25 protein-coding genes, 1 tRNA gene and 2 pseudogenes are annotated in these 20,435 nt (G+C 69.2%); 16 read left to right on the top strand and 12 right to left on the bottom strand.

What is annotated here, in order from left to right; translation table 11 throughout:
• Positions 1-74: 74 nt before the first annotated feature.
• Entirely contained in the window at positions 75-2,024 is a 1,950-nt protein-coding gene (locus SACAZDRAFT_RS05235) for an aconitate hydratase (RefSeq protein WP_005439351.1), read from the top strand.
• Here the strand turns inward: SACAZDRAFT_RS05235 and SACAZDRAFT_RS22350 are convergent.
• A complete protein-coding gene (locus SACAZDRAFT_RS22350; protein ID WP_232286366.1) occupies positions 1,970-2,221 on the bottom strand; it encodes an AraC family transcriptional regulator in 252 nt (83 codons plus the stop codon). The two genes, SACAZDRAFT_RS05235 and SACAZDRAFT_RS22350, sit on opposite strands and share 55 nt — an antisense overlap.
• A gap of 283 nt (positions 2,222-2,504) precedes the next feature.
• Between SACAZDRAFT_RS22350 and SACAZDRAFT_RS05225 the strand changes: the two genes are divergently transcribed.
• The 4 genes from SACAZDRAFT_RS05225 to SACAZDRAFT_RS05215 all read left to right on the top strand — a co-directional run bounded on the left by SACAZDRAFT_RS05225 (position 2,505) and on the right by SACAZDRAFT_RS05215 (position 4,386).
• On the top strand, positions 2,505-2,699 hold the full coding sequence (locus tag SACAZDRAFT_RS05225; protein WP_050983459.1) for a hypothetical protein: 195 nt from the start codon (positions 2,505-2,507) through the stop codon (positions 2,697-2,699).
• Between the two features lie 143 nt (positions 2,700-2,842).
• Positions 2,843-2,916 (top strand) — tRNA-Pro (locus SACAZDRAFT_RS05220).
• A gap of 363 nt (positions 2,917-3,279) precedes the next feature.
• The gene (locus SACAZDRAFT_RS22900; protein WP_157606934.1) at positions 3,280-3,429 is read left to right on the top strand and encodes a hypothetical protein; all 150 of its coding nucleotides are present in this window, start codon (positions 3,280-3,282) and stop codon (positions 3,427-3,429) included.
• Positions 3,430-3,576: 147 nt separating this feature from the next.
• Entirely contained in the window at positions 3,577-4,386 is an 810-nt protein-coding gene (locus SACAZDRAFT_RS05215) for a hypothetical protein (RefSeq protein WP_157606933.1), read from the top strand.
• 304 nt (positions 4,387-4,690) lie between these two features.
• Here the strand turns inward: SACAZDRAFT_RS05215 and SACAZDRAFT_RS05210 are convergent, their stop codons facing one another.
• On the bottom strand, positions 4,691-5,389 hold the full coding sequence (locus SACAZDRAFT_RS05210; protein ID WP_005439350.1) for a DJ-1/PfpI family protein: 699 nt from the start codon (positions 5,387-5,389) through the stop codon (positions 4,691-4,693).
• 559 nt (positions 5,390-5,948) lie between these two features.
• Here SACAZDRAFT_RS05210 and SACAZDRAFT_RS05205 point away from each other — a divergent pair.
• Positions 5,949-6,377 (top strand): annotated as a pseudogene (locus SACAZDRAFT_RS05205) (2,3-diaminopropionate biosynthesis protein SbnB); the annotation flags it as partial.
• Positions 6,378-6,411: 34 nt separating this feature from the next.
• Positions 6,412-7,401: a 2,3-diaminopropionate biosynthesis protein SbnA gene (gene sbnA / locus SACAZDRAFT_RS05200; protein ID WP_005439349.1), complete on the top strand. Its 990-nt coding sequence runs from the start codon at positions 6,412-6,414 to the stop codon at positions 7,399-7,401.
• A 34-nt stretch (positions 7,402-7,435) separates the two neighbouring features.
• On the opposite strand, the gene SACAZDRAFT_RS23165 is transcribed toward sbnA, so the two are convergent.
• Positions 7,436-7,606 carry a hypothetical protein gene (locus tag SACAZDRAFT_RS23165; protein ID WP_198283900.1) on the bottom strand — a complete coding sequence of 57 codons (171 nt, stop codon included), beginning with the start codon at positions 7,604-7,606 and terminating at the stop codon, positions 7,436-7,438.
• Between the two features lie 98 nt (positions 7,607-7,704).
• On the bottom strand, positions 7,705-8,010 hold the full coding sequence (locus tag SACAZDRAFT_RS23160; RefSeq protein ID WP_050983457.1) for a lipase family protein: 306 nt from the start codon (positions 8,008-8,010) through the stop codon (positions 7,705-7,707).
• 527 nt (positions 8,011-8,537) lie between these two features.
• Here SACAZDRAFT_RS23160 and SACAZDRAFT_RS05185 point away from each other — a divergent pair.
• Positions 8,538-8,918, top strand: a complete 381-nt coding sequence (locus SACAZDRAFT_RS05185) for a VOC family protein (RefSeq protein WP_005439348.1) — start codon at positions 8,538-8,540, stop codon at positions 8,916-8,918.
• A gap of 75 nt (positions 8,919-8,993) precedes the next feature.
• Here SACAZDRAFT_RS05185 and SACAZDRAFT_RS05180 read toward each other — a convergent pair whose 3' ends face one another.
• Both SACAZDRAFT_RS05180 and SACAZDRAFT_RS23155 read right to left on the bottom strand, forming a co-directional pair.
• Positions 8,994-9,347, bottom strand: coding sequence for a hypothetical protein (locus tag SACAZDRAFT_RS05180; protein ID WP_005439347.1), 354 nt, complete (start codon positions 9,345-9,347; stop codon positions 8,994-8,996).
• Positions 9,348-9,367: 20 nt separating this feature from the next.
• A complete protein-coding gene (locus SACAZDRAFT_RS23155) occupies positions 9,368-9,616 on the bottom strand; it encodes a hypothetical protein (protein ID WP_198283899.1) in 249 nt (82 codons plus the stop codon).
• Between the two features lie 204 nt (positions 9,617-9,820).
• On the opposite strand from SACAZDRAFT_RS23155, the gene SACAZDRAFT_RS05175 reads away from it, so the two are divergent.
• Complete coding sequence (locus SACAZDRAFT_RS05175; RefSeq protein ID WP_005439346.1) at positions 9,821-10,642, top strand: alpha/beta fold hydrolase; 822 nt, start codon at positions 9,821-9,823, stop codon at positions 10,640-10,642.
• On the opposite strand, the gene SACAZDRAFT_RS05170 is transcribed toward SACAZDRAFT_RS05175, so the two are convergent.
• On the bottom strand, positions 10,639-11,121 hold the full coding sequence (locus tag SACAZDRAFT_RS05170; protein WP_005439345.1) for a carboxymuconolactone decarboxylase family protein: 483 nt from the start codon (positions 11,119-11,121) through the stop codon (positions 10,639-10,641). The genes SACAZDRAFT_RS05175 and SACAZDRAFT_RS05170 overlap by 4 nt on opposite strands.
• Before the next feature lie 180 nt (positions 11,122-11,301).
• On the opposite strand from SACAZDRAFT_RS05170, the gene SACAZDRAFT_RS05165 reads away from it, so the two are divergent.
• From SACAZDRAFT_RS05165 to SACAZDRAFT_RS05155, 3 genes are all read left to right on the top strand, one after another.
• Positions 11,302-12,240 (top strand): RNA polymerase sigma-70 factor, encoded by a 939-nt coding sequence (locus tag SACAZDRAFT_RS05165; protein ID WP_005439344.1) that lies wholly within the window; start codon positions 11,302-11,304, stop codon positions 12,238-12,240.
• Between the two features lie 96 nt (positions 12,241-12,336).
• Positions 12,337-12,552, top strand: coding sequence for a type II toxin-antitoxin system VapB family antitoxin (locus SACAZDRAFT_RS05160; protein ID WP_005450318.1), 216 nt, complete (start codon positions 12,337-12,339; stop codon positions 12,550-12,552).
• Positions 12,549-12,971 carry a PIN domain nuclease gene (locus SACAZDRAFT_RS05155; protein ID WP_005439339.1) on the top strand — a complete coding sequence of 141 codons (423 nt, stop codon included), beginning with the start codon at positions 12,549-12,551 and terminating at the stop codon, positions 12,969-12,971. Before SACAZDRAFT_RS05160 ends, SACAZDRAFT_RS05155 begins: the two co-directional genes overlap by 4 nt.
• Here the strand turns inward: SACAZDRAFT_RS05155 and SACAZDRAFT_RS05150 are convergent.
• The 4 genes from SACAZDRAFT_RS05150 to SACAZDRAFT_RS05135 form a co-directional block, all read right to left on the bottom strand.
• The gene (locus SACAZDRAFT_RS05150) at positions 12,968-13,882 is read right to left on the bottom strand and encodes an alpha/beta fold hydrolase (RefSeq protein WP_005439337.1); all 915 of its coding nucleotides are present in this window, start codon (positions 13,880-13,882) and stop codon (positions 12,968-12,970) included. The genes SACAZDRAFT_RS05155 and SACAZDRAFT_RS05150 overlap by 4 nt on opposite strands.
• A gap of 32 nt (positions 13,883-13,914) precedes the next feature.
• Positions 13,915-14,652: a protein kinase domain-containing protein gene (locus SACAZDRAFT_RS05145; protein ID WP_005439335.1), complete on the bottom strand. Its 738-nt coding sequence runs from the start codon at positions 14,650-14,652 to the stop codon at positions 13,915-13,917.
• Positions 14,653-14,736: 84 nt separating this feature from the next.
• Positions 14,737-15,327: a DinB family protein gene (locus tag SACAZDRAFT_RS05140; RefSeq protein WP_005439334.1), complete on the bottom strand. Its 591-nt coding sequence runs from the start codon at positions 15,325-15,327 to the stop codon at positions 14,737-14,739.
• Between the two features lie 49 nt (positions 15,328-15,376).
• Entirely contained in the window at positions 15,377-15,967 is a 591-nt protein-coding gene (locus SACAZDRAFT_RS05135; protein WP_005439332.1) for a TetR/AcrR family transcriptional regulator, read from the bottom strand.
• 82 nt (positions 15,968-16,049) lie between these two features.
• On the opposite strand from SACAZDRAFT_RS05135, the gene SACAZDRAFT_RS05130 reads away from it, so the two are divergent.
• Positions 16,050-16,886 carry an acyl-CoA thioesterase gene (locus tag SACAZDRAFT_RS05130; RefSeq protein ID WP_005439329.1) on the top strand — a complete coding sequence of 279 codons (837 nt, stop codon included), beginning with the start codon at positions 16,050-16,052 and terminating at the stop codon, positions 16,884-16,886.
• Here the strand turns inward: SACAZDRAFT_RS05130 and SACAZDRAFT_RS05125 are convergent.
• Positions 16,876-17,358 (bottom strand): nitroreductase family deazaflavin-dependent oxidoreductase, encoded by a 483-nt coding sequence (locus SACAZDRAFT_RS05125; RefSeq protein ID WP_005439327.1) that lies wholly within the window; start codon positions 17,356-17,358, stop codon positions 16,876-16,878. The genes SACAZDRAFT_RS05130 and SACAZDRAFT_RS05125 overlap by 11 nt on opposite strands.
• A gap of 203 nt (positions 17,359-17,561) precedes the next feature.
• Here SACAZDRAFT_RS05125 and SACAZDRAFT_RS05120 point away from each other — a divergent pair, with 203 nt between their 5' ends.
• The 3 genes and pseudogenes from SACAZDRAFT_RS05120 to SACAZDRAFT_RS23700 all read left to right on the top strand — a co-directional run.
• Positions 17,562-18,101 (top strand): YbaB/EbfC family nucleoid-associated protein, encoded by a 540-nt coding sequence (locus SACAZDRAFT_RS05120; protein WP_005439325.1) that lies wholly within the window; start codon positions 17,562-17,564, stop codon positions 18,099-18,101.
• A 30-nt stretch (positions 18,102-18,131) separates the two neighbouring features.
• Entirely contained in the window at positions 18,132-18,440 is a 309-nt protein-coding gene (locus tag SACAZDRAFT_RS05115) for a type VII secretion target (RefSeq protein WP_005439323.1), read from the top strand.
• Positions 18,433-20,435 (top strand): annotated as a pseudogene (locus tag SACAZDRAFT_RS23700) (hypothetical protein); the annotation flags it as partial. The gene SACAZDRAFT_RS05115 and the pseudogene SACAZDRAFT_RS23700, both read left to right, overlap by 8 nt.

Below are 20,435 nucleotides of genomic sequence, written 5' to 3'. Positions count from 1 at the left end.
CGACCCGACTGCCCTCACGACAGCCATCGTCGCCGACCGGTTCGAGACGAGTCCGGACGGGGTAGCCGAACGCCATGGGTAGAACGGTGGCGCACAAGCTGATCGAGGACCATCTGGTCGACGGTCGGATGGAACCGGGCGAGGAGATCGCCCTGCGGATCGACCAGACGCTGACCCAGGACGCCACGGGCACGCTGGTGATGCAGGAGTTGGAGGCGCTCGGTCTCGATCGCGCGCAGACCGAGGTCAGCGTCCAGTACGTCGATCACAACCTGCTGCAGACCGACGAGAAGAACGCCGAGGACCACGCCTTCCTCCGCTCGGCCTGCCGCCGCTACGGCATCTGGTACTCGAAGGCCGGCAACGGCGTGTCCCACCCCGTGCACATGCAGCGGTTCGGCATTCCCGGCAAGAGCATGGTGGGTTCCGACTCGCACACCCCCGCGTCCGGTTCGCTCGGCATGCTGGCGATCGGTGTGGGCGGGCTCGAAGCGGCGCTGGCCATCGCGGGCGAACCCGTCTACCTGCGCATGCCGGAGATCTGGGGAGTGCGGCTCACCGGCGAGTTGCCGCCGTGGACATCGGCGAAGGACGTCATCCTCGACATGCTGCGCCGCCACAGCGTGAAGGGCGGTCTCAACCGCATCATCGAGTACCACGGCCCCGGCGTGGCGACGTTGTTGGCGATGGACCGGCACGTCATCGCCAACATGGGTGCCGAACTGGGTGCGACCACCACCGTGTTCCCGTCCGACTTCGCGGTGCTGGAGTTCCTGCGCACCGAGGGCCGGGAGGACGACTACCGCGAGATCCTCGCCGACGACGACGCCACCTACGACGTCACCGACGAGATCGACCTGTCCACGCTGGAACCGCTGATCGCGAAACCGTCCTCACCGGACAACGTCGTCCCGGTCCGCGAGGTGGAGGGCACCGAGGTCGGTCAGGTGGTCATCGGCTCGTCGGCCAACCCGGGACTGCGCGACTTCGCCATCGCCGCGTACCTCGTCAAGGGCAGGCAGGCCAGCGACGCGCTGAGCTTCGACGTCAACCCGACGTCGCGGCAGATCCTGGCCGACCTGACGAAGATGGGCGGCACGTTCGACCTGATCTCCGCGGGCGCGCGCATCCACCAGGCCGGGTGCATGGGTTGTATCGGCATGGGGCAGGCACCCGCTGTGGGACACAACTCCCTGCGCACGTTCCCCCGGAACTTCCCCGGGCGCAGCGGAACGCGGGAGGACGCGGTGTGGCTGTGCTCCCCCGAGACCGCGGCGGCCTCGGCGCTGACCGGCGTGATCACCGACCCGAGGTCGCTCGCCGAGAAGCTCGGCGTGGAGTATCCCGAGCTGCCGCTGCCCGAGCGGTCGTCGGTGAACACCGACATGCTCGTGCCGCCGTTGCCGCCGGAGGAGGCGCGTACGCAGGAGTTGGTGAAGGGCCCGAACATCTCCGACCTGCCGGACATGCCACCGCTGCCGAACGAGATCGAAGCGCCGGTGCTGCTCAAGGTGGGCGACAACATCTCCACCGACGAGATCTCGCCGGCCGGGGCGAAGGCGCTGCCGTTCCGCTCGAACGTTCCTCAGCTCGCGACGTTCACCTTCGACCGCATCGACCCCACCTATCCGCGCCGGGCGAAGGCCACCGAGGACACCGGCCACTTCGTGGTGGGTGGCGACAACTACGGGCAGGGTTCCTCCCGCGAGCACGCCGCCATCACGCCCCGGTACCTCGGCCTGCACGCCGTGATCGCCAAGTCCTTCGCCCGCATCCACTGGCAGAACCTGGCGAACTTCGGCATCCTCGCCCTGGAGTTCGCCGACCCGGCGGACTACGACCGCATCGACCAGGGCGACGTGCTGAGCGTGCGCGACCTCCGGGACAGCCTCGCCGACCACGGCGAACTCACGATCCGCAACGCGACCAAGGGCGAGGAGTACCGCCTGCGCCACCAGCTGTCGCCCCGTCAACTGGAGGCCGTCGTCGCCGGGGGACGCATTCCGATGCTCGCGCGGTCGTGATCGTGGCCGCCGCGCAGCAGGCGGCGGTAGGCCGACGGCGTGGTCTCGTAGTGCGCGGCGAACGCCTGCCGTAGGGCGTGCGGGGAGCCGAAGCCGCAGTGCCGTGCCACGGAGGCCAGCGGAATGTCGCTTGTGGACATTCGTAGGCGGCGCTGACGCCCAACCGGTTGGCGCCGTCGAAGACGTCCGTGGTACACGAGATGTCGAGAAGCTGAGCTTCGTCGTAGGCGACGAGGACGACACGGCGCATGCGGCGACGCCGGCAACGGCGGAGATCGGACAGACTACGTGCGGTTCCGGACATCCGCGGCCCACGCGAGGTGTCCGCACGGTGATCGTGGCGGCATGAAGACGATCGCTGTCGTGACCTGTCGGCGTTCCGGCCCGACGAGTTCCGCACCGTCGTCGTGGGGGAGCACACCATGGTGCCGACGATCGAGGCGATGGCGGACGTGAAGCTGCTCGGTCGCGAAACGCTGGGTGGCCGACGACCGAGCGTTCACCGCGGCGGGTGTGGCGGCGGGTATCGACGCCGCCCTGCATCTGGCCGCGACCCTGGCCGGTGAGGACGTGGCACGCGGCAGCCGGTTTGGGATCGCGTACGTTCCGCAGCCGCCGGTTCGGCCTCCTGAACTGGGAGAATGCACCCCGGGCGAGGTGGCGGGCGTGGCGTGACGACGCTGTGAGAGGGCACCGCCGACGCCCCGGAGTCGGCACGTCGCCTCCGCGTGCAGGGGGTGTGATCGAGAGCGGCCACCCCCCATGCGAGGCGCTCGAAGGGCACGGTAAGCTACTGCCATCACCGCAACGGTGGTGGCCGGGCTGTGGCGCAGTTTGGTAGCGCACTTGACTGGGGGTCAAGGGGTCGCAGGTTCAAATCCTGTCAGCCCGACAGAACAGGGGCCGTCTACGCAGGTAGGCGGCCCCTTTGTCGTCTCCGGACACGCACGCGAAGCGCAGCATGTCACATACATGTCACATACATGTCACATCGAGTCGCCGAGCGTCACGCCGCTGATCGCTTCGCCAACGTCTCTCGTCGTCGAGCATCGAGCGTGTCGGCGACCTCGTCGTGCTCGGGCACAGGCCCCGTCCTTGTCCATGGGTCCGATCAGTAACGCGTGCTCGGACACCGACCGCTCCGCGTCCCCGGCCGGACGGCGCTCACCCTCCGGCCGGCAACAGCACGTGATTCAGCATGGCCTCCAGGTTGCCGGGGTAATCGTGCGGCGTTACGCCGACGTGTGGAGGTCCGGTGTCCGAGACGAACGACCGCCTGACTGGGTCCGGCACGAAAACGCTTGGGCTCCTAGCCGACCCGGGCACCCCGGCCAAGATCGCGGACAGGATCGCCGACGACCTCGCCGAGGCCAGTCGCGCCCACCACGACGCGGTGCAGTGGTAGGTCCGAACCGAAGAGACCACACTTCCACCGCTGACCGGTGACTACGACGATCTGCTGACCGTGGCCAGTAGGCGCCTCCGTGAGGACAGTTTCGATACCATCATCTGCCTTACCGACAGTCCCCTGCGAGACGGCAGGGAGGCGCTCGTGGCGGATCTGCTGCGGACGGAGCGCGTAGCTCTGGTGTCGCTGCCGGCGTTCGGTGCCCTGCCCTTGCGGAAGCACGTGGGCGCAGTCGCAGCCGAACTGACTCAGGAACTGACCGAGCCACCTGAACGACATCGAGGGAAAGAGGGCGAGCGGCAAGAGCCGGGTTTCGCTACCAAGTCCCGCCGATTCCATCGTGTGCACTCACCGAACCCCGACGTCACGGTTCGCATCACCGCTTCCTATGCTTCCCTGCAGCTGCTGCTGGGATTGGTGCGCGCCAACCAGCCTTGGCGGCTGTTGGCGGGACTGAAAGGCGCCCTGGCGGCAGCGCTGGCAACCAGCGCGTATGTGCTGATCAGTCCGAGCGCGTGGCAGTTCGTCGACCAGGTGAGTGGGATCAAGCTGGCGCTGATGACGGTCTTCGCGACGGCGATCATGGTGACCTGGCTGATCACCGCCCACAACCTGTGGGAACGTTCAACCGATCCGGTGGAGCGATCCCGTGTGCGTTTGTTCAACGCCTCCACACTGATCACCTTGTTGTTCGGTGTCGGCTGCAGCTACATCCTGCTTTTCGCGGTCAGCCTGCTGGCCGAGGTCTTCCTGATCGACCCAGGCTTCCTTGAAAAGACCCTGGGGCGGCCGGTCACTCTGGATGTCTACCTGGAGATCGCATGGTTCGCCAGTTCGGTGTCGGTGTTGGCCGGCGCCGTCGGATCGAACTTCGAAGACGAGAGCACAGTGCACCGTGCCGCCTACAGTCGACGGGAACGTGAGCGTCGCCAGGCCCGGCGGAATTCAGGGTGATGACAGCCACCATGGGCAGGACGGGGACAAGCCTACCCGTCCGTACCTCAACGAGATCGCGGGTGAGCTCGGGGCATCAACAGCTGGTGGACCGCCGGGGAGACCTCGCCGAGCGAACGTTGGTTGTGTTGTCCGGCGACGTGCTGTGCATCGGTTCTCCTCGTTCGCGGCATCCGGGACGCTTCGGCCTCAACCTCGTCCGGTGCCACGGAAGTTCCGAAGTGGTCTTCCAGTTCCACCCGGCTTGCCGTCAGTGCCGGGCGACCTCCGGTTCAGCATGCCGATCCGTCGTGGCTCTGGAGAATCAACGTATCTCGCGTTGAGACAGCCGGTCCACAGCTCGATCGACGAGGGGGCCGCGCAGTTCCCGCATGGCTTCGATCGTCTGCTCAACTTGCGCGGCGTCAGCTTCCGGCCGCTCCGGTGAACCGGCGTCGAACGGCGGGCTCGGGTCGTACTCGATCGCGAGCTGCACACGTTTCGCGACGTCAGGGCTGAAAACCTCCGCGGCCAAGCTCAGGGCGAAGTCCATCCCGCTGGTCACTCCGGCGCCGGTGACGACGTTGCCGTCATGGACGACCCGCTGGGCAGTCGGGGTGACACCGAATCGCTCCAGCAAACCGAGCGATGCCCAGTGGCTCGTCGCACGCTTACCTCGCAGCAGTCCCGCTGCCGCGAGAGCGAACGACCCCGTGCACACACTCGTGACATACCGAGCTCCCGTGCTCTGGCGTCGCAGAAACTCCAACGCGACATCATCCTCGAAAAGCTCGAAGGCACCCTGTCCGCCAGGCACGAACAGCACGTCTGCCTGCGGTGCCGCAGTCAGCGTCGTGTTCGGCACGATCGCGAAACCGGCGTCCGTCAGCACAGGCTCGATCCGGTGCCATGCGAACGACAACTCGGTGTCGGGTAGGCGGGAAAAGATCTGTGCAGGCCCGGTCAGATCCAACTGCGTGACGCCAGGGAAGAGCATGCAGACGATCTGGAGAGAACGATTCATCAGTCCAGTCTCCCCGGCCGCGACGACCGTTCGGCACGGCTTCTGCTACGAGCACAGCTCCGCATCGAACCCGCTTGCAGGCGATGTGGCGGCGCTTGTCGAAGATCATGAGTCCTGGGGTACGCCGCCGCTGACGACATCGAAGGACTCCGCGGTGGGTCGTGGCGGACATCGACAGGTGTCCATCCGTCGTCGTCGAGGCAGCCGAGCTCGACGACGACAGCCCTTCCGCCTCATCGTGTCGAGTTCCTGAGCCGGAGGTACGACAGGTCGACTCAGCGTCACACTCCGCGGTCACCTGTCGGCACCCGAGGCGCGGGCTGCGAAGCCGCATCGCCCGCGCAACAATGCGGTGACGACTACCGACGCACGACCCGGTGGCCCTCCTCGTTCGCGGCGGGGCCGAGGGGAGCACCGGGACCGCACCCCTGGAGGTCGTCACGTTGTCTTTTCCGCCGCAGCCGACCCGAGGTCTTCGACTCGCCCTCGCGCTGCTCGTGTCCCTTGTTCTCGCGGCGTCCCTCGCTGCCTGTGGTGGCCCGGAGCGGGAACCACCGACGCGGAGAGTCTGATCCGGTCCAGCGACCTGGTGATCTTCGCGACCGTCGCCGGTCACCCGCACATCCACGATCCCTCGTGGTTCACACACGACCCGCTGGTACTGCACGTGTCCCTGCGCGACCTCGCGCCGGAGATCGTCCTCGCCTCGACCAACATCGTCGACGACGTCGAACACTGCCTCAAGGCGAACACCTCGCCCCACCTGGCGGAACAGCTCACGGGTAACCGGGACTTCCTCGACGGCACACTTCATGACGTGATGCTCGGGAAGGTGCGGTTGCGCTCCGGCCGTCCAGTGATCTTCTCGCCGTTCGGTCTCGGCGTTCTGGACCTCGCGGTCGGAAAACACGTCTACGACACGCTGGTGCGCTCCGGTGAGTTGGGTGTCGTCGACGACTTCTTCCACGAACTGCGCCGGTACGGATGAGTACCGGGCGAGCCTCAACGGACGAGGAGGTCTCGTGCCTGTCATAACCGCTCCTCTGGAATTCAACGAGGAACAGCTCTACGTGGATCTCGAGTCGATGTTCGGCTACCCGCTGTTCCTGAAGTGCGAGGGCTTCAACTTCGCCGGTTCGATCAAGCTGAAAGCCGCGATCGAGATGGTGACGTCGGCCGAGCAGAGCGGTCTGGTCACCGAGGACACCATCCTGGTGGAGTCGTCGTCGGGCAACCTCGGTGTGGCGTTGGCGCTCATCGCCGCGAGCCGGGGTTTCCAGTTCCTGTGCGTGACCGACACGCGGTGCAACCTGTCGACACGGCGCCTGATCGAGGCGCTCGGCAGCCGCGTGCACATCATCTCCGAACCGCATCCCGAGCGTGGATTCCTCGGCGCACGCCTGGACTACGTCCATTCCCTGTGCGCCTCGGACTCGCGATACGTGTGGCTGAACCAGTACGCGAACCCCAGCAACTGGGCGGCCCACTACCGCACGACGGGTCCTGCGATCGCCCACCAGTTCCCGAACCTGGACGCGCGGTTCATCGGCACGGGCACCACCGGGACGTTGATGGGCTGTGCCCGGTACTTCCGGGAACTGGACCGGCCGGTGCGGATCGTCGCCGTGGACAGCGTCGGTTCGGTGACCTTCGGAGGGGGTCCGGGACGCCGGATGATTCCGGGAATCGGCACGAGTGTCCGGCCCCCGATGCTGGACGAATCCTTTGTGGATGATGTCGTGATGGTGGAAGAGGTGGACACCATCCGAGCGTGCCACCAGATGGCCCGCAACGGCTTCCTGTTCGGTGGTTCCACCGGCACCGTCGTCAGCGGTGCGATGGACTGGCTCGCCCACCACGGCGCCCCGGGGACGAACTCGGTCGCCATCGCTCCGGACCTGGGCGAGCGCTATCTGGACACGCTGTACCAAACCAACTGGCTGCAGGGCCTCTACGGCGAGGACGTGCTGAACGTCGCCGAGATCGCCGCCGCCGGCGTCCGGCCGGAGTGAGACGTCGGCGGCCCGACGACGACGCTGGTCGGCCCTACTGCGTACTCGCGTGACTCGTCGCCCAGTCGAGCGCGTAGTCGGCCACCTGTTCCCAGCCGGGCTCGACACCGGTGAAGTGCGAGCGGTCCGGGAACTCGTAGGTCTCGGTCAACGCGTCGGAGTGGCGGTACTTCTTCGCGTTGGCCCGGCCGACCGACGAGGGCATCAGGTGGTCCTGGCCGCCGAGGATGAACAGCAGTGGTGCCCGGTCGTCCCGGCCGTAGTCGACCCAGGTCTCCTGGTGGCCCGGTTTCCAGTTCGCTGTCAGTCCGTAAGCCCAGACCCAGCTGCCGGCTGCCGGGTGCCGGGTGCCGGGATGTGGAGCTGGTCGTATGCCGCGTCGGACTCCTCACGGGTACAGGTGTTGGCGAACGCGTAGTGGAACTGCTCCTTGGTGAAACCCACCGCGCGGTGGCGGGTGGACGGTTTCGACAGGATGGGGAACAGGGCCTTGATCTGGGACGGTGGATTGACCCGCACGCCCTCGGCCCAGCGGTCCCAGCTGCGGGACGTCATCCACAGGCCGTGGATCAGCACGATCGGCGGGGTGTCAGTCGTCGGCTCGCTCATGATGCTCCTTCCCGAAGGGTGAGCGGGGAGCGTGGCACCGATCGGCCGATCGCGCTTCATCCCGCGGGGGTGAAGCCGGGCCTCAGGCGGCCGCCATCAGGAGTGCGGCGCCGATCCCTTCGATGCAGAAGTAGAACCACGTGGGTTACAACGCGGTGGGCTTGTCGGCGAGGCGGGAGATCAGGCGGCCGAGTGCCATGCCGGCGAGCGCCGCGGCGACGGTCGTCGCGATGCCGGGTCGAAGCCCGCCGACGTCCAAGGATTCAGCAGAATCCCGACCGGTGGCCTGAGAGAGGAAAGCCGTCGTCGTGGTCGATTCCGGAAATGATCGGGCGGGACGCCAGTCGCAGTGTTCTTGACCATTTCGTCACCGAGTCGCCGCGCTCGCGGAATCCGATGTGGTGAATGTCCGCTGAATGAAATGCCGACCTCGCCGGTGACACGGTGGCCTTTCTCGGATATCGATTCGACACGTGTGCAAGAGTCTGATCGTCGTGCGCACTGCTTTCGGGACGGGAGGTCCCCACATGGCCAGCAAGTTCACCGAGCTCGCGATCGACTGTGCCGATCCGCGCGCGCTCGCCCGGTTCTGGTGTGCGGTCCTGGGCTACGAGGTTCAGGACGAGGGCGACGGCGTCGTCACCATCGGGTCTCCGTCGGTGCCCGAAGGGGGGCCCGGCCCGGTGCCGCCGACCCTGACGTTCGCGCCCGTGCCGGAGGGCAAGACCGTCAAGAACAGGCTCCACATCGACGTCAATCCCATCGACCGCGATCAGGACGACGAGGTTCGCCGCCTCCTCGACCTCGGTGCCCGGCGGGTCGACGTCGGGCAGGGGGACGCGAGTTGGGTCGTCCTCGCCGACCCGGAGGGCAACGAGTTCTGCGTTCCGGCGGACCGCCGTCCCTGATCACCCGCCTGACGTCCGTGCCGTCGGACGTCAGGCGGGTCGTCCTGCCCCGGATGATCCAGCCGGAGGCCCCGACTACAGGCCGGCGGTCCTGCGCGGGGAGATGAGCACCCCGGAGAGCGCCCCCAAGCCGACGCCGGTCGTCGACGTCAGGACGAGACCGAGCGCGGGAGCCCACTGGGCGACCAGCACGACGACGGTCATGCCCGCCGCCACCAGCAGTACCAGCAGCAAGCCGAGGCGCAACGTCGTGCCCCATTCGCCCAGGACCCTGCTCGTGAGGCACTGCCAGTGTCCGGCGGGCTCGGGTGCGCTCCGGGTGTCGGTCTCGGTGACGGCGGCGTCCGAACGCTGGTGGAACACGTGCCCGGAACGGCGAAGGTTCGCTCTGCCGTCTGGCGTTTCACCGAGGTTGACTTGTACCCTCATCTCGTCCCACTCTCCTCACGTCAGATGTGGACACCGGCGCGACTCCTGATGCCGCAGGAGCCGCGCCCTTTTCCGTGTGGACCACCCGTCGTGGTCACAAGGTCATCTTGCTGGCTTCGACCGACCGAGTTCAGCTGTCGGTTGCGATTGAGCGATGAACGGCGCCATGCGCTCGCCGAGCGGCGGGTCGCCTTCGACGAGAACGCGCCGACCGGCGTTCGGAATCGGGTGTCGGGCATCTGCACCTCCATCTGCACGTGCAGATACATGTGTGCCTGTGGAGAACGGGGAATGGCACCTTGCATGCTGCGCTTGACGTCGGAATGCGCATGCGGGTCGAAAGGCTCTGGTGCGATTCTTCCGAGTCGACGGGAATCGCCGCACTCGTTTACCGGCCCGGCCGCCGGGTACTTCACCACTCGCCTGCACCCACACCGCTGCCGGACGCTGCCCGGAATGGAGGAAGCCGGCGCATGAGCACCATCACCACCGACGACGGCACCGAGATCTACTACAAGGACTGGGGCGAAGGCCCGGCCGTGGTGTTCTCACACGGCTGGCCCCTCAATGCCGATGCCTGGGACGAGCAGATGCTCTTCCTCGCGCAGCAGGGATTCCGCGTGATCGCACACGATCGGCGCGGGCACGGTCGGTCGAGCCAGCCGTCGTCGGGCAACGACATGGACACCTACGCCGACGATCTCGCGGCACTCCTCACCGCCCTCGACCTCCGTGACGTGACTTTGATCGGTCACTCCACCGGCGGTGGCGAGGTGACCCGCTACATCGGCCGGCACGGCACCGGGCGGGTCGCCAAGGCGGTGCTGATCGGGGCCGTCCCGCCGTTCCTGCTGAAGACGTCGGACAACCCCGAGGGGGTGCCTGCGGAGGCGCTCGACGACATGCGCGCCCGCATCGTGGCGGACCGGTCGAGCTTCTACCAGGACCTGGCGGTCCCGTTCTACGGCGCCAACAGGTCCGGCAGCGAGGTCCCGCGGGCAGTCCTCGACCAGTTCTGGCTGTGGAGCATGCAGGCCGGGCTCAAGAACGCCTACGAGTGCATCAGAGCCTTCTCGGAGACCGACTTCACCGAGGATCTGCAGAAGTTCGACGTCCCGACTCTGCTCCTGCACGGCGAGGACGACCAGATCGTGCCGATCGACGCCGCGTCACGCAAGACGGCTCGACTGCTCGCCGACGTCCGGGAGGTGTACTACCCGGACGCGCCGCACGGCCTGACCGCCACGTTGCAGGACATCGTCAACGCGGACCTGCTGGCCTTCCTGCGCGGCTAGCTCACCGCGGCTGCCATCTCGGGCGTGTACGTGCCCGCCGGGTTGCGCACGATCACGTTCAGCCGGTTCGCCGCGTTGATCAGTGCCACCAGCGAGACCAGGGCCGCGATCTGGTCGTCGTCGTAGTGTTCGCGCACCTGCGCCCACGTCTCGTCGGACACGCCGGGGTGGGCGTCGGCGAGCCGGGTGCCCTCCTCCGCGAGCGCCAGCGCGGCGCGCTCGGCCTCGGTGAACACGTGTGCCTCGCGCCAGGCGGCGACCAGGCTGAGGCGGTCCGGCGTTTCACCCGCGGCCGTGGCCTCCTTGACGTGCATGTCGACGCAGAATCCGCAGCCGTTGATCTGGCTGGCGCGCAGCGACACCAGGGCCTGGGTCGTGGCGGGCAGTGGTGACTGCTGAATCACCAGGCCGGCGCTGAAGAATCGCTTGGCGAAGGTGGTGGCGGTCTTGTTTCCGAGCAGGTCGAAGCGGGCGGTCATGGTCTCGTCCTCACGTCGTCGTCGGTGTGCTGTCGCACGGGACGAACATCAGATGCCGACGGCCGGGATCGTGTGACAGCGTGGTGCTGTGACGCGCGACACGGTGATGTGGGCCGATGTCCTGTCACAGGGCCGCCGGCAGCGGCGTCTGGAGGGGAGACCCGAGCGAAGGGGAAAACCATGATCGGCACGTCGCACGCCGGACCCGGAGGGCACGGCGCACGCCCGCACGACGATCGCCCGGACGCCGCGACGCAGACGTTCCTGGCCCACCGCAACCTCCTGTTCACGGTGGCGTACGAGATGTTGGGATCGGCCGCCGACGCCGAGGACGTCCTCCAGGAGACGTGGTTGCGCTGGGCGGGCGTCGACCTCGCGACGGTGCGCGACCAGCGTGCGTACCTGGTGCGGATCACCACCAGGCAGGCGCTCACCCGCCTGCGGACACTCGGGCGCCGCAAGGAGTCCTACGTCGGCCCGTGGCTGCCCGAACCCCTGCTCACGTCGCCGGACGTGGCCGAGGACGTCGAGCTGGCCGAGAGCGTCTCGATGGCCATGCTGCTGGTACTGGAGACCCTCAAGCCGGTCGAGCGGGCGGTCTTCGTGCTGCGCGACGTGTTCGACTTCGGTTACGACGAGATCGCCGAGGCCGTCGACAAGAGTCCGGCCGCGGTGCGCCAGATCGCCCATCGGGCGCGGGAGCACGTCGCCGCGCGCCGTCCCCGGGCCGGCGCCTCCGCCGACGACGTGCGGGGTGCGCTCGACGCGTTCCAGCGCGCCGTCGAGACCGGAGACGTGCAGAGCCTGGTCGACGTCCTCGCGCCGGACGTCGTGCTGCTGGGAGACGGTGGCGGAGTCAAGCAGGCTGTGCCGCGTCCGATCGTGGGGGTCGACAAGGTGGCTCGGCTTCTCGCGGGAGGCCTGGGCAGGTTGTCCGAACAGCTGTCGCTGCAGCCGGTGCAGGTCAACGGGCATCCGGCGTTGGTCGTCCGGTTGGACGGCGAACTCGACAGCGTCGTGGCGATGCGGATCGACGACGGCCTCGTCACCGGCCTCTACGCCGTCCGCAACCCGGAGAAGCTGGCGCGCATGGGGCACGAGCACGTCCTGAGCCGCTGAGCGAGCGGAAGTCGGGTCGAGTGCTTCACGGTGTTCGTGAGGGCGCGTAGGATGTATATCAAGCGAGTGCAGTTTGATATACGAGGGGATATCGCGATGAGCCGGACCGTGATCGATCTCGACGACCAGCTCGTCACCGAGGTGGCGCGGGCGCTTGGTACGAGCACCAAGAAGGACACGGTCAACACCGCGTTGCGCGAGGTGCTGGAGAACCGCCGACGCGCGCTCGCGCTCACCCGGCTGCGCGCCGCCGCGGCCGACGGCGCTGTCGACCTCGACGTCCTCGACCACAAGGCCGACCACCGGCGGTGAACGCCGCGCGTTTTCTGATCGACACCAGCGCGCTCGCCCGCCTGCTGCGACCCGACGCCGACCGGTTCGGCTGGGACCAGGCCGCGGCGGCGGGACTCCTCGCCGTCTGTCCTCTCACCGAGCTGGAGTTCCTCTACAGCGCCCGCAACGCGGACGACCGTGCCCGAGTCGCCGAGGACCTGCGGTCGGTGTTCGCCTGGGTGCCGGTCGGCGACCGGGTCTACGATCGCGCGTCGCAGGTGCAGGAGGCACTCACCCGGCGGGGGCAGCACCGCAGCGCCGGTGCGATCGACCTCCTCGTCGCGGCCACCGCCGAGCTGCAGGGGCTCACCCTGCTGCACCGCGACCACGACTTCGACTGCATCGCGGCCGTCACCGGCCAGGCCACCCAGTGGTACGGGCCGGCGGGCGGGGCCTAGGCAGTCGGAGAGCCGGCTCGGTGGTTCCTCCCGTCGTCCGGGTCGGCGTCGTGTCGGGCGAGGAACTCGGACACGAGCTGCCCGACCTCCTCGGGGCGTTCACTGAACAGTCCGTGCGCCGCGCCTTCCACGACATGCACGGCGACGTTCGAGACGAGTCGGGCGCGCCGCGCCGCGATGTCGACCGCATGGACCGGACTGTCGGCGCCGAGCGCCACCAGCACCGGGAGAGTGATCGAGCTCAGCTCCTCGTCGGACAGCCTGGGCGGTGGTGGTACCGCGCGGCTCCGGTGGTCGACGAGGGCGGACGCCAGCAGTTCCCGGACTGGTGAGGGCACGTCTTTGCCGCCTCGGCACCAGCGCAGGTACGCCGCCGCGCGTCGTCGTGAGCCGGTGAGCATGACCGCGAGCAGGCGCACGAAGAAGAGCGCCCGCACCGGAGCCAGAGCGCGCGCCGGTTCCAGCGCGGTCACCGTGGCGAGGCGGCTCGGGTGGTGCACGGACTGGGCGAGGGCGATCGCTCCTCCCGCGGAGTGACCGACGAGGTGGGCGCGGTCGACACCGAGTCCGGTGAGAACTTCGTCGAGCCAGCGGGCGCGGTTGGGCGCGTCCGGGATCGGTGCCGTCTGGGTGCTACCGCCCGCTTCGCCGAGGACGTCGACGGCGATGACCGGCCGGTCCGCGCTCAGGGAGGGCAGAAGTGGCGCCCAGGTCGCCGCGTTCGCGCTTCCGCCTGCCAGCAGTACGGCGGGGAGTCCGGGGCCGTCGCCGGCGGTGACGACGGCCGTCGGCCCGAACGACGTCGCGACGGTGGCGCGGGTGTGTGGCGGCCAGCGGGTCGTGAGCAGCTGCTCGTAGCGTTCGGTGAAGCGGTCGCGTGCCGCGGTACTCGTGAATCCACTCAGTTCCACGCGGGTAGACGTACATTACGTCTGTAATGGAGTCAAACTGCCGGGGCGGTCGGCCGGGTCCTTCGCGAGCAGCTGTGCGACGAGGTCCGCGAGAGCCGGAGGCACGCCGGGGCGATCGAGGGGGCGACCGGATCCTTCAGCACGCGCAACCCGGAGCGGTCGTCCGACTCTCCCGGCACGCGGGGGTGCGGCGCGTGGCCGGTCAGTGCGAAGTAGAGCGTCGCCCCGAGCCCGTAGAGGTCCGATCCTCGGTCGAGGACACCGTCGCGGAGCGTCTCCGGCGCCACCGCGCCGTGCGGGGTGGACTCGGCGGAGAAGTGGCGTCGCAGCGTGGTGCCGAAGTCGGAGAGCAGCGCGTCCCCGGAGCCCTCGAACAGCACGTTGCCGGGGGAGACACCACCGTGCACGATGCCGCGGTCGTGTGCGGCGGCGAGAGTCTCCGCCGGCGCCTCGCCGAGAGCGACGGCCTCGTCCACCGGCCTGCGCCCCGCCTCCTCGACGAGCTCGGACGGCGACTGGGCGCACAACTCCATGCGCAGGGCGGTCGTTCCGCCGGGCCGCCGCTCGACGGAGTCGGCCACGAGGATCCGGGCTCGGTCGCGCAACTCGGCGAGGGTGGCGAGCTCGGCCCGCACCGAGCGCAGTGAACGCCGGTCGACCTCGCCGGGATAGATCTTGAGCGCGAAGGCCGTGTCGTCGCTCTCGCCCGCGTACACGGTCGCGACCGGCCCGTGCCCCACCAGTACGAGTTCGTCGTCCTCGCTCGGCACCGTGGCCCCCAGCCTGATGCGTGTGCCCGTCGGCGCCAGTGTGTCACGCGTTCACGGCGGCGAGCGGTGCGCGCGGGGCCGAGCTCAGCGCTCGCCGGCCTCCCGGGCGACCTGCTCCAGCCTGTCGCGGTGTCGGCTCCACCAGTCGGCGTCGCGTCGGGGCAGATTGCTCACCGCCGGCCGCAGCCCCGCCGCGCCGTCGACGAGTTCCCGCACGATGTCGGCGTGTCCCGCGTGCCGTTGCGTCTCGGCGAGCATGTGGACCAGCACCGCGTGGAGCGTGGTGTGGGCCCGCGCGTCGGGCCAGTGCGGAACGACACCGGGCGCGTCGAGGTCGAGTGCGGCGATGGTGCTGTCGGAGTGTGCGCACGCCCGCCGGTACAGCTCGACGATCTCCTCGCGGGACTCCTCGGCGGTCGCCCACATGTCCGCGTTGTCCTCGGCGTCGTCGGACAGCCACGGCAGCGTGTGCGGGAAGGGGCGGCCGAACGTGTCGCCGAAGTAGCCGACCTCGCAACCGGTGAGGTGCTTCAGCAGGCCCAGCAGGTTGGTGCCGGTGGGCGTGAGCGGTCGCCGGACGTCGTACTCCGACAGCCCCTCCAGCTTCCACACCAGCACGTCACGCGCCGAGCCGAGGTAGTGGTGGAGCACCGATTTCGGGTCTTTCGGGTTCATGCGGGCATCCTGTCACCGCCGACCGACAAGATCGATCGGATAAAGCCGGTCAGGACCGCGCGCCGTCGAGGGCGGCGCCGCACACCGTCTCCAGCTCGGTGACGACGGCGTCGAGCGGGGCGGCACTGCGTTGCGCCCGCGCGAGCACGAGCGCGCCCTGCAGTGTGCTCACCACAAGCGTTCCGAGGGTGGCCGCCCGATCCCGGGGCACGCCCTCCCGGTGGAGTGATTCCGCGACGGCGGACTCCCAGTCGCGCAGGGCGGCCCCGGCCGCGGCGCGTGCACCGGGCACGGGGCCCAGTGCCGCGGCGGCCACGGGGCAGCCCGCCGTGTAGTCGCCGCGCGCGAGTTCCCGCCGCCACAGCTCCACCACGGCACGCAGCGCGAACACCGGACCGTGGTCGCGCAGCAGCCGGGTGATCTCCGCCGTCAGGGCGTCGGAGGCGGCTCGTGTCGCCTCCTCCACCAACTGCGCCTTACCTCCCGGGAAGTGGTGGTACACCGAGCCGCGTGGTGCGCCGCTGTGGGCCAGCACGTCGGCGAACGAGGTACCCGCGACACCGTGCTCGCGCAGAAGCGCCACGGCGCTGGTGGTCATCGCCTCCTTCGCGCCGCCGGCGCGGCGCCCGCCCTGTGCCATGCGTTACCTCCTGGCGCGCCCGAGCAGCTCGGCTATGTAGGTTGTCATACCGAATCGCCGGACGTCCATCGCGGGAGCTCCCATGACCGAAGCCGCCCTCTCCGAGGCCCTTCATCCGTTCGACCGCGCCGTCGCGCTGGAGGCCGCCGCCGACCGCGGTGAGGGAGTCGTCACCGGGCACACCGACCCCGCGTACACCAACATGGTGGGGCCCTTCGGCGGCATCACGGCCGCGGTCCTCGTGCGGGCCGTGCTCGACGACGCCCGGCGGCTCGGCGACGTCCTCTCCCTCACGGTCAACTACGCGGCCCCCATCGCGGACGGGGCGTTCGACGTCACCGCGATTCCGGTGCGCACCAACCGGTCCACCCAGCACTGGATCGTCCAGCTCACCCAGGACGACGTCGTGACCACCACGGCGACGATCGTGACGGGCGTGCGGCGGGACACGTGGTCCGACACCGAGGCGGCCATGCCCGCGGTGCCGCCGGCCGAGGACGTGCCGCTGCGCCCGATGCCGGACTTCGTCGCCTGGGCGCGCAACTACGAGATGCGCTTCGTCGAGGGTGCGTTGCCGGACACCGACACCGGAGCGCAGCCCGACTCGACCACCACGCTGTGGGTGCGGGAGCGACCCTCGCGTCCGCTCGACGTTCCCGCGCTCGCCGCGTTGAGCGACGTCTTCTACCCGCGCATCCTGCGCCGCCGGGGAACCTTCGTCCCCGCGGGCACGGTGTCACTGACGACGTACTTCCACGCCGACGCCGAGACGGTGGAGGCGCAGGGTGACCGGCCGCTGCTCGCCACGGCTCGGGCGGGCGTGTTCGGTGGCGGGTACTTCGACCAGTCCGCTCGCCTGTGGAGCCCGGACGGAGCGCTGCTGGCGACCAGCCACCAGCTGGTGTACTTCAAGCACTGAGCCGCGTCGGCGTGAGGCGCACGAACGGGATGCCGCGACCGACCTCGCGGAAGCTCTCCTCACCGCCGTCGACGGCGAAACCCAGGAGCCGCCTGCACAACTGCCGGGCCAGCCACGGGTGCCGCCTCGCGTACGCGGCCATGAACTCCTCTGCCTCCTCGGGAGGGAGGGGTCGCGCGACAGCGGCGATCGCGGTGGTGCGCACGACGATGCTCACCTCGGGATCGGCCAGGACGTTGCGGTACCAGTCGGAGCGCGGGCCGAAGCCCGAGGCGACGACGTAGGACTCGCCGTCCCGAGCGACCACTTCGAGCACGGTGCTCCGCCGCATTCCGGAGCGGCGTCCCGTGTGGTGCAGCAACAGCAGCCGGCCCAGGAACAGCCAGCCCAGCCGGAGCCGGAAGACGTGGATCGGCAGCCGGAACAGCGACCGGGACAACCCGGTCGGCCTCCGGCGTCGTGCTGACGTCATCACGCCCCCTCACCCGATTCGTCGCGCTCGCCCGACACGACTCCGACATTGATAGCAGCCCACGGGACTGGACCGCCGGCTTCACCTCTCCCTTTCGGGTTCCGGACCTGGCATGATCGTTCCACTTGCACGCCGCGGGAACCGGCGGGCTCCGGTGTGCGTCAACAAGGACACGAGCGGCGGTACTGGGGGAGGTAGGTCCGATGGCGGACGGCGTGGACGCGAGCGATCGCATGATCGACGACTGGACCAGGAAGATCCAGGAGCAGGCGCAGCGCTACCAGGCGATGGCGGCGCGCGTGCAGGAGATCTCGGTCACCGAGCGCTCGCCCGACAACACGGTCGAGGTGACGATCAACTCGAAGGGCCTGCTCACGGGCCTGACGATCTCCGACTCCGCGCAGAACAAGCGGATGGGCGAGCTGTCCGCCCAGATCATGCGCACCGTCCAGGCCGCGCAGGCACGCATCCCCGAGCTGCTTCAGCAGACGATGGCCGACACCGTGGGCACGGAGGACCAGACCGCTGCCAAGGTGTTCGACGAGGCGCGCAAGACCTTCCCCGAACCCCCCGAGGACACCGAGACCCCGGCTCCCGAGAACGACCGCGAGTTGCAGTTCGGTCCCGAGGACGAGGCGGACGAGGCGGCGCCCCCGCCCCCGCCGCAGCCCCGGCCGACCGCGCGTCGACGGCCTCCCGAGGACGACGAGGACGACTTCGGCGGGCGCTCCATCCTTTCCTGATCCACTCCACGCGACCACAGGAGTTCTCCGATGTCCCACGGGGGTTTTGAGGTCGGGGCGGACCTCGAAGCACATGCGACGCAGCTCGACGGCGTCGTCGACCAGCTGTCGCAGGCGCTCGACGCGGCGCGCCAGGTGAGCATGCCCACCGACGCCTACGGAATCCTGTGCCAGCCGTTCCGGATGCTGCTGGACCCGGTCGAGCAGTACGGCATCGACGCGTTGAGCGACTCGGTGAAGGCCATGCAGGCCACGGCGGACAAGGTGCGCTCGGCCGCGAGGCAGTACCAGGCCGCGGACGAGGACGTCCGCGACGCACTGGGAGGCACCGGTGTCTGAGGGGAACTCGCTCGTCGCCGACACGCCGCAGGACGGTGACGGGCCCGGCCCGCTGACGTCCGGCAACGGCGACTACGGGTGGATGCAGGGCATCGGCATCGCCGAGTCGGCCATGGACGCCTTCAACGGCATCAAGGACGGCAACTGGATCGAGGGCGGCCTGGGCGTCCTCGGGCTCGCGGCGGAGGGGGCCGCCGCCGCGATCGACCCGTTCGGCTGGTTGATGTCGTCGGTGGCGTCGTTCCTGATGGAACACATCCAGCCGCTGAAGGACATGCTCGACTCGGTGTGCGGGGATCCACCGGTGATCCAGTCGTACTCCGAGACGTGGGCCAACGTCGCGTCGCACCTGGAGGAGACCCAGGTGACCTTCGCGAACGCGGTGAAGAACGGCACCACCGGGTGGACGGGCGAGGCCGCCGACGCCTACCGCGCCTCGTGCAAGGAGCAGGAGGAGTCCCTCGCGGGCGCGGCCACCACCGCCAACGCCATCAGCATCGTGGTGATGATCTTCGGCGAGGTCGTGGCGTTCGTCAGGGAGACGGTGCGCGACCTCATCGCCGACCTCGTCGGCAAGCTCATCTCCTGGGTCCTGGAGACGGTGTTCTCGCTCGGTTTCGGCACCCCGGTCGTGGTGGCGCAGGCGGTCGCCGCGATCGGGAAGTGGGCCACCAAGATCGCCGACCTGCTGAAGAAGCTCACCGACAGCATCCGCAGGGTCTCGCCGCTGCTGGGCAAGCTCGCCGACGTCTTCGGTTCGATCATGAAGGTCTGCGGCAAGATCGTCGGCAAGTTCACCGGCCTGGACGTCATCGACACGAAGAACATCATCGACGGTGGGTTCGTCCAGCGACTCGGACGCGGTGGTGACGGGCCGGACCTCGGCGGCAGTGGAAGCAGCGGGGGTGGTTCGAACGGCGGGTCCGGTTCGGACGGAGGATCGGGACGCTCCGGCTCGGACGGTGACTCCGGCGATTCCGGCTCCCGCGGAGGCGACAGCTCGGGTGATGGTCCGGACTCCGGCGGAGAGGGAACCCCGAGCAACACCACGCCTCGCAGCGATCGACCGTCCAGTGGGGACGGAAGCTCGTCGGGACGAGGTCCGGACAGCAGCTCGAACGACACCGGAACGGATGGCGACTCGACTCCTCGGCCGACGTCGGACTCCCCGTCGCCTCGCGGCAACACCGGGGACTCCGGTTCTCCGTCGGCCTCACCCGGGTCGTCGGGCGGGCCGCGCGGTGCGGACGGCGGCACGCCGAGCACACTGCGCAGTGACACGCCCAACACCGCAGGTGTGGACGAGTCAGCGGGGGGAGGAAGTGGCCGCCCGACGAGCGACTACCAGAGCACCGGGAACTCGCCGAGCTCGTCGCCGTCGCCTCAGAGCACGGGTCACTCGCCGTCCTCGTCTCCCGACCCGTCCTCGCCGCCGAGCTCGGCGCCCCATTCGCCTCCCGCGCACCCGACGTCGTCCAGCCCGTCACCCGACTCCTCGGCTCCGCACTCGGGTCCGGGCGATCGGTCGGTGCCGTCCACGCCGGGTCACTCGACGCCGAGCAGCCCGGGCGGCCCCGACGCAGGCGGGTCGCCGCGTACGGACGGTCCGGCGCCGCAGCACTCGCCGGGCGCCACACCGCCGCACACACCGAGTCACCCGTCGCCCGCTCCGGCGCACACGGATGCGGGAGCGCCTCGGCCGAGCGGTCCGCAGCACACCGACAGCACCACGACGAGTGGGCTGGCGACGTCGCCGTCGTCTCCCTCGGCGACGCCGACCGCGCCGAGGACGGACGGGTTCTCCCCGACGCCGCAACGAACTCCCGACGCTGGTCCGTCCACACCGAACTCGCCCCAGCCGATGGCGGGTGGGTCGGCGCCTCACGGGGGCGGGACCTCGCCGGGGGGTAGCACGCCCGGTGGCCGAGGCGGTTCCCCGCGCGGCTGGACCGGCACCCCCGGCAGCCCGGGAGCGAGGCCCCACGCCGACGTCCC

Origin of the sequence: Saccharomonospora azurea NA-128, from assembly GCF_000231055.2 — a bacterium.
In the GTDB taxonomy this organism is placed as follows: Bacteria; Actinomycetota; Actinomycetes; order Mycobacteriales; family Pseudonocardiaceae; genus Saccharomonospora; species Saccharomonospora azurea.
This window is presented reverse-complemented; position numbering and strand designations above follow the sequence as displayed.

Coding starts and splice junctions, on each gene's coding strand:
- SACAZDRAFT_RS23160 (WP_050983457.1), bottom strand. CDS start 8,010: ATGAGCGAGCCGACGACTGACACCCCGCCGATCGTGCTGATCCACGGC.
- SACAZDRAFT_RS05185 (WP_005439348.1), top strand. CDS start 8,538: ATGGCCAGCAAGTTCACCGAGCTCGCGATCGACTGTGCCGATCCGCGC.
- SACAZDRAFT_RS23165 (WP_198283900.1), bottom strand. CDS start 7,606: ATGCCCTCGTCGGTCGGCCGGGCCAACGCGAAGAAGTACCGCCACTCC.
- SACAZDRAFT_RS05180 (WP_005439347.1), bottom strand. CDS start 9,347: ATGAGGGTACAAGTCAACCTCGGTGAAACGCCAGACGGCAGAGCGAAC.
- SACAZDRAFT_RS05115 (WP_005439323.1), top strand. CDS start 18,132: ATGTCCCACGGGGGTTTTGAGGTCGGGGCGGACCTCGAAGCACATGCG.
- SACAZDRAFT_RS05140 (WP_005439334.1), bottom strand. CDS start 15,327: ATGAACCCGAAAGACCCGAAATCGGTGCTCCACCACTACCTCGGCTCG.
- SACAZDRAFT_RS05120 (WP_005439325.1), top strand. CDS start 17,562: ATGGCGGACGGCGTGGACGCGAGCGATCGCATGATCGACGACTGGACC.
- SACAZDRAFT_RS23155 (WP_198283899.1), bottom strand. CDS start 9,616: ATGTATCTGCACGTGCAGATGGAGGTGCAGATGCCCGACACCCGATTC.
- SACAZDRAFT_RS05165 (WP_005439344.1), top strand. CDS start 11,302: ATGATCGGCACGTCGCACGCCGGACCCGGAGGGCACGGCGCACGCCCG.
- SACAZDRAFT_RS05175 (WP_005439346.1), top strand. CDS start 9,821: ATGAGCACCATCACCACCGACGACGGCACCGAGATCTACTACAAGGAC.
- SACAZDRAFT_RS05130 (WP_005439329.1), top strand. CDS start 16,050: ATGACCGAAGCCGCCCTCTCCGAGGCCCTTCATCCGTTCGACCGCGCC.
- SACAZDRAFT_RS05135 (WP_005439332.1), bottom strand. CDS start 15,967: ATGGCACAGGGCGGGCGCCGCGCCGGCGGCGCGAAGGAGGCGATGACC.
- SACAZDRAFT_RS05125 (WP_005439327.1), bottom strand. CDS start 17,358: ATGACGTCAGCACGACGCCGGAGGCCGACCGGGTTGTCCCGGTCGCTG.
- SACAZDRAFT_RS05170 (WP_005439345.1), bottom strand. CDS start 11,121: ATGACCGCCCGCTTCGACCTGCTCGGAAACAAGACCGCCACCACCTTC.
- SACAZDRAFT_RS05160 (WP_005450318.1), top strand. CDS start 12,337: ATGAGCCGGACCGTGATCGATCTCGACGACCAGCTCGTCACCGAGGTG.
- SACAZDRAFT_RS05210 (WP_005439350.1), bottom strand. CDS start 5,389: ATGAATCGTTCTCTCCAGATCGTCTGCATGCTCTTCCCTGGCGTCACG.
- SACAZDRAFT_RS05235 (WP_005439351.1), top strand. CDS start 75: ATGGGTAGAACGGTGGCGCACAAGCTGATCGAGGACCATCTGGTCGAC.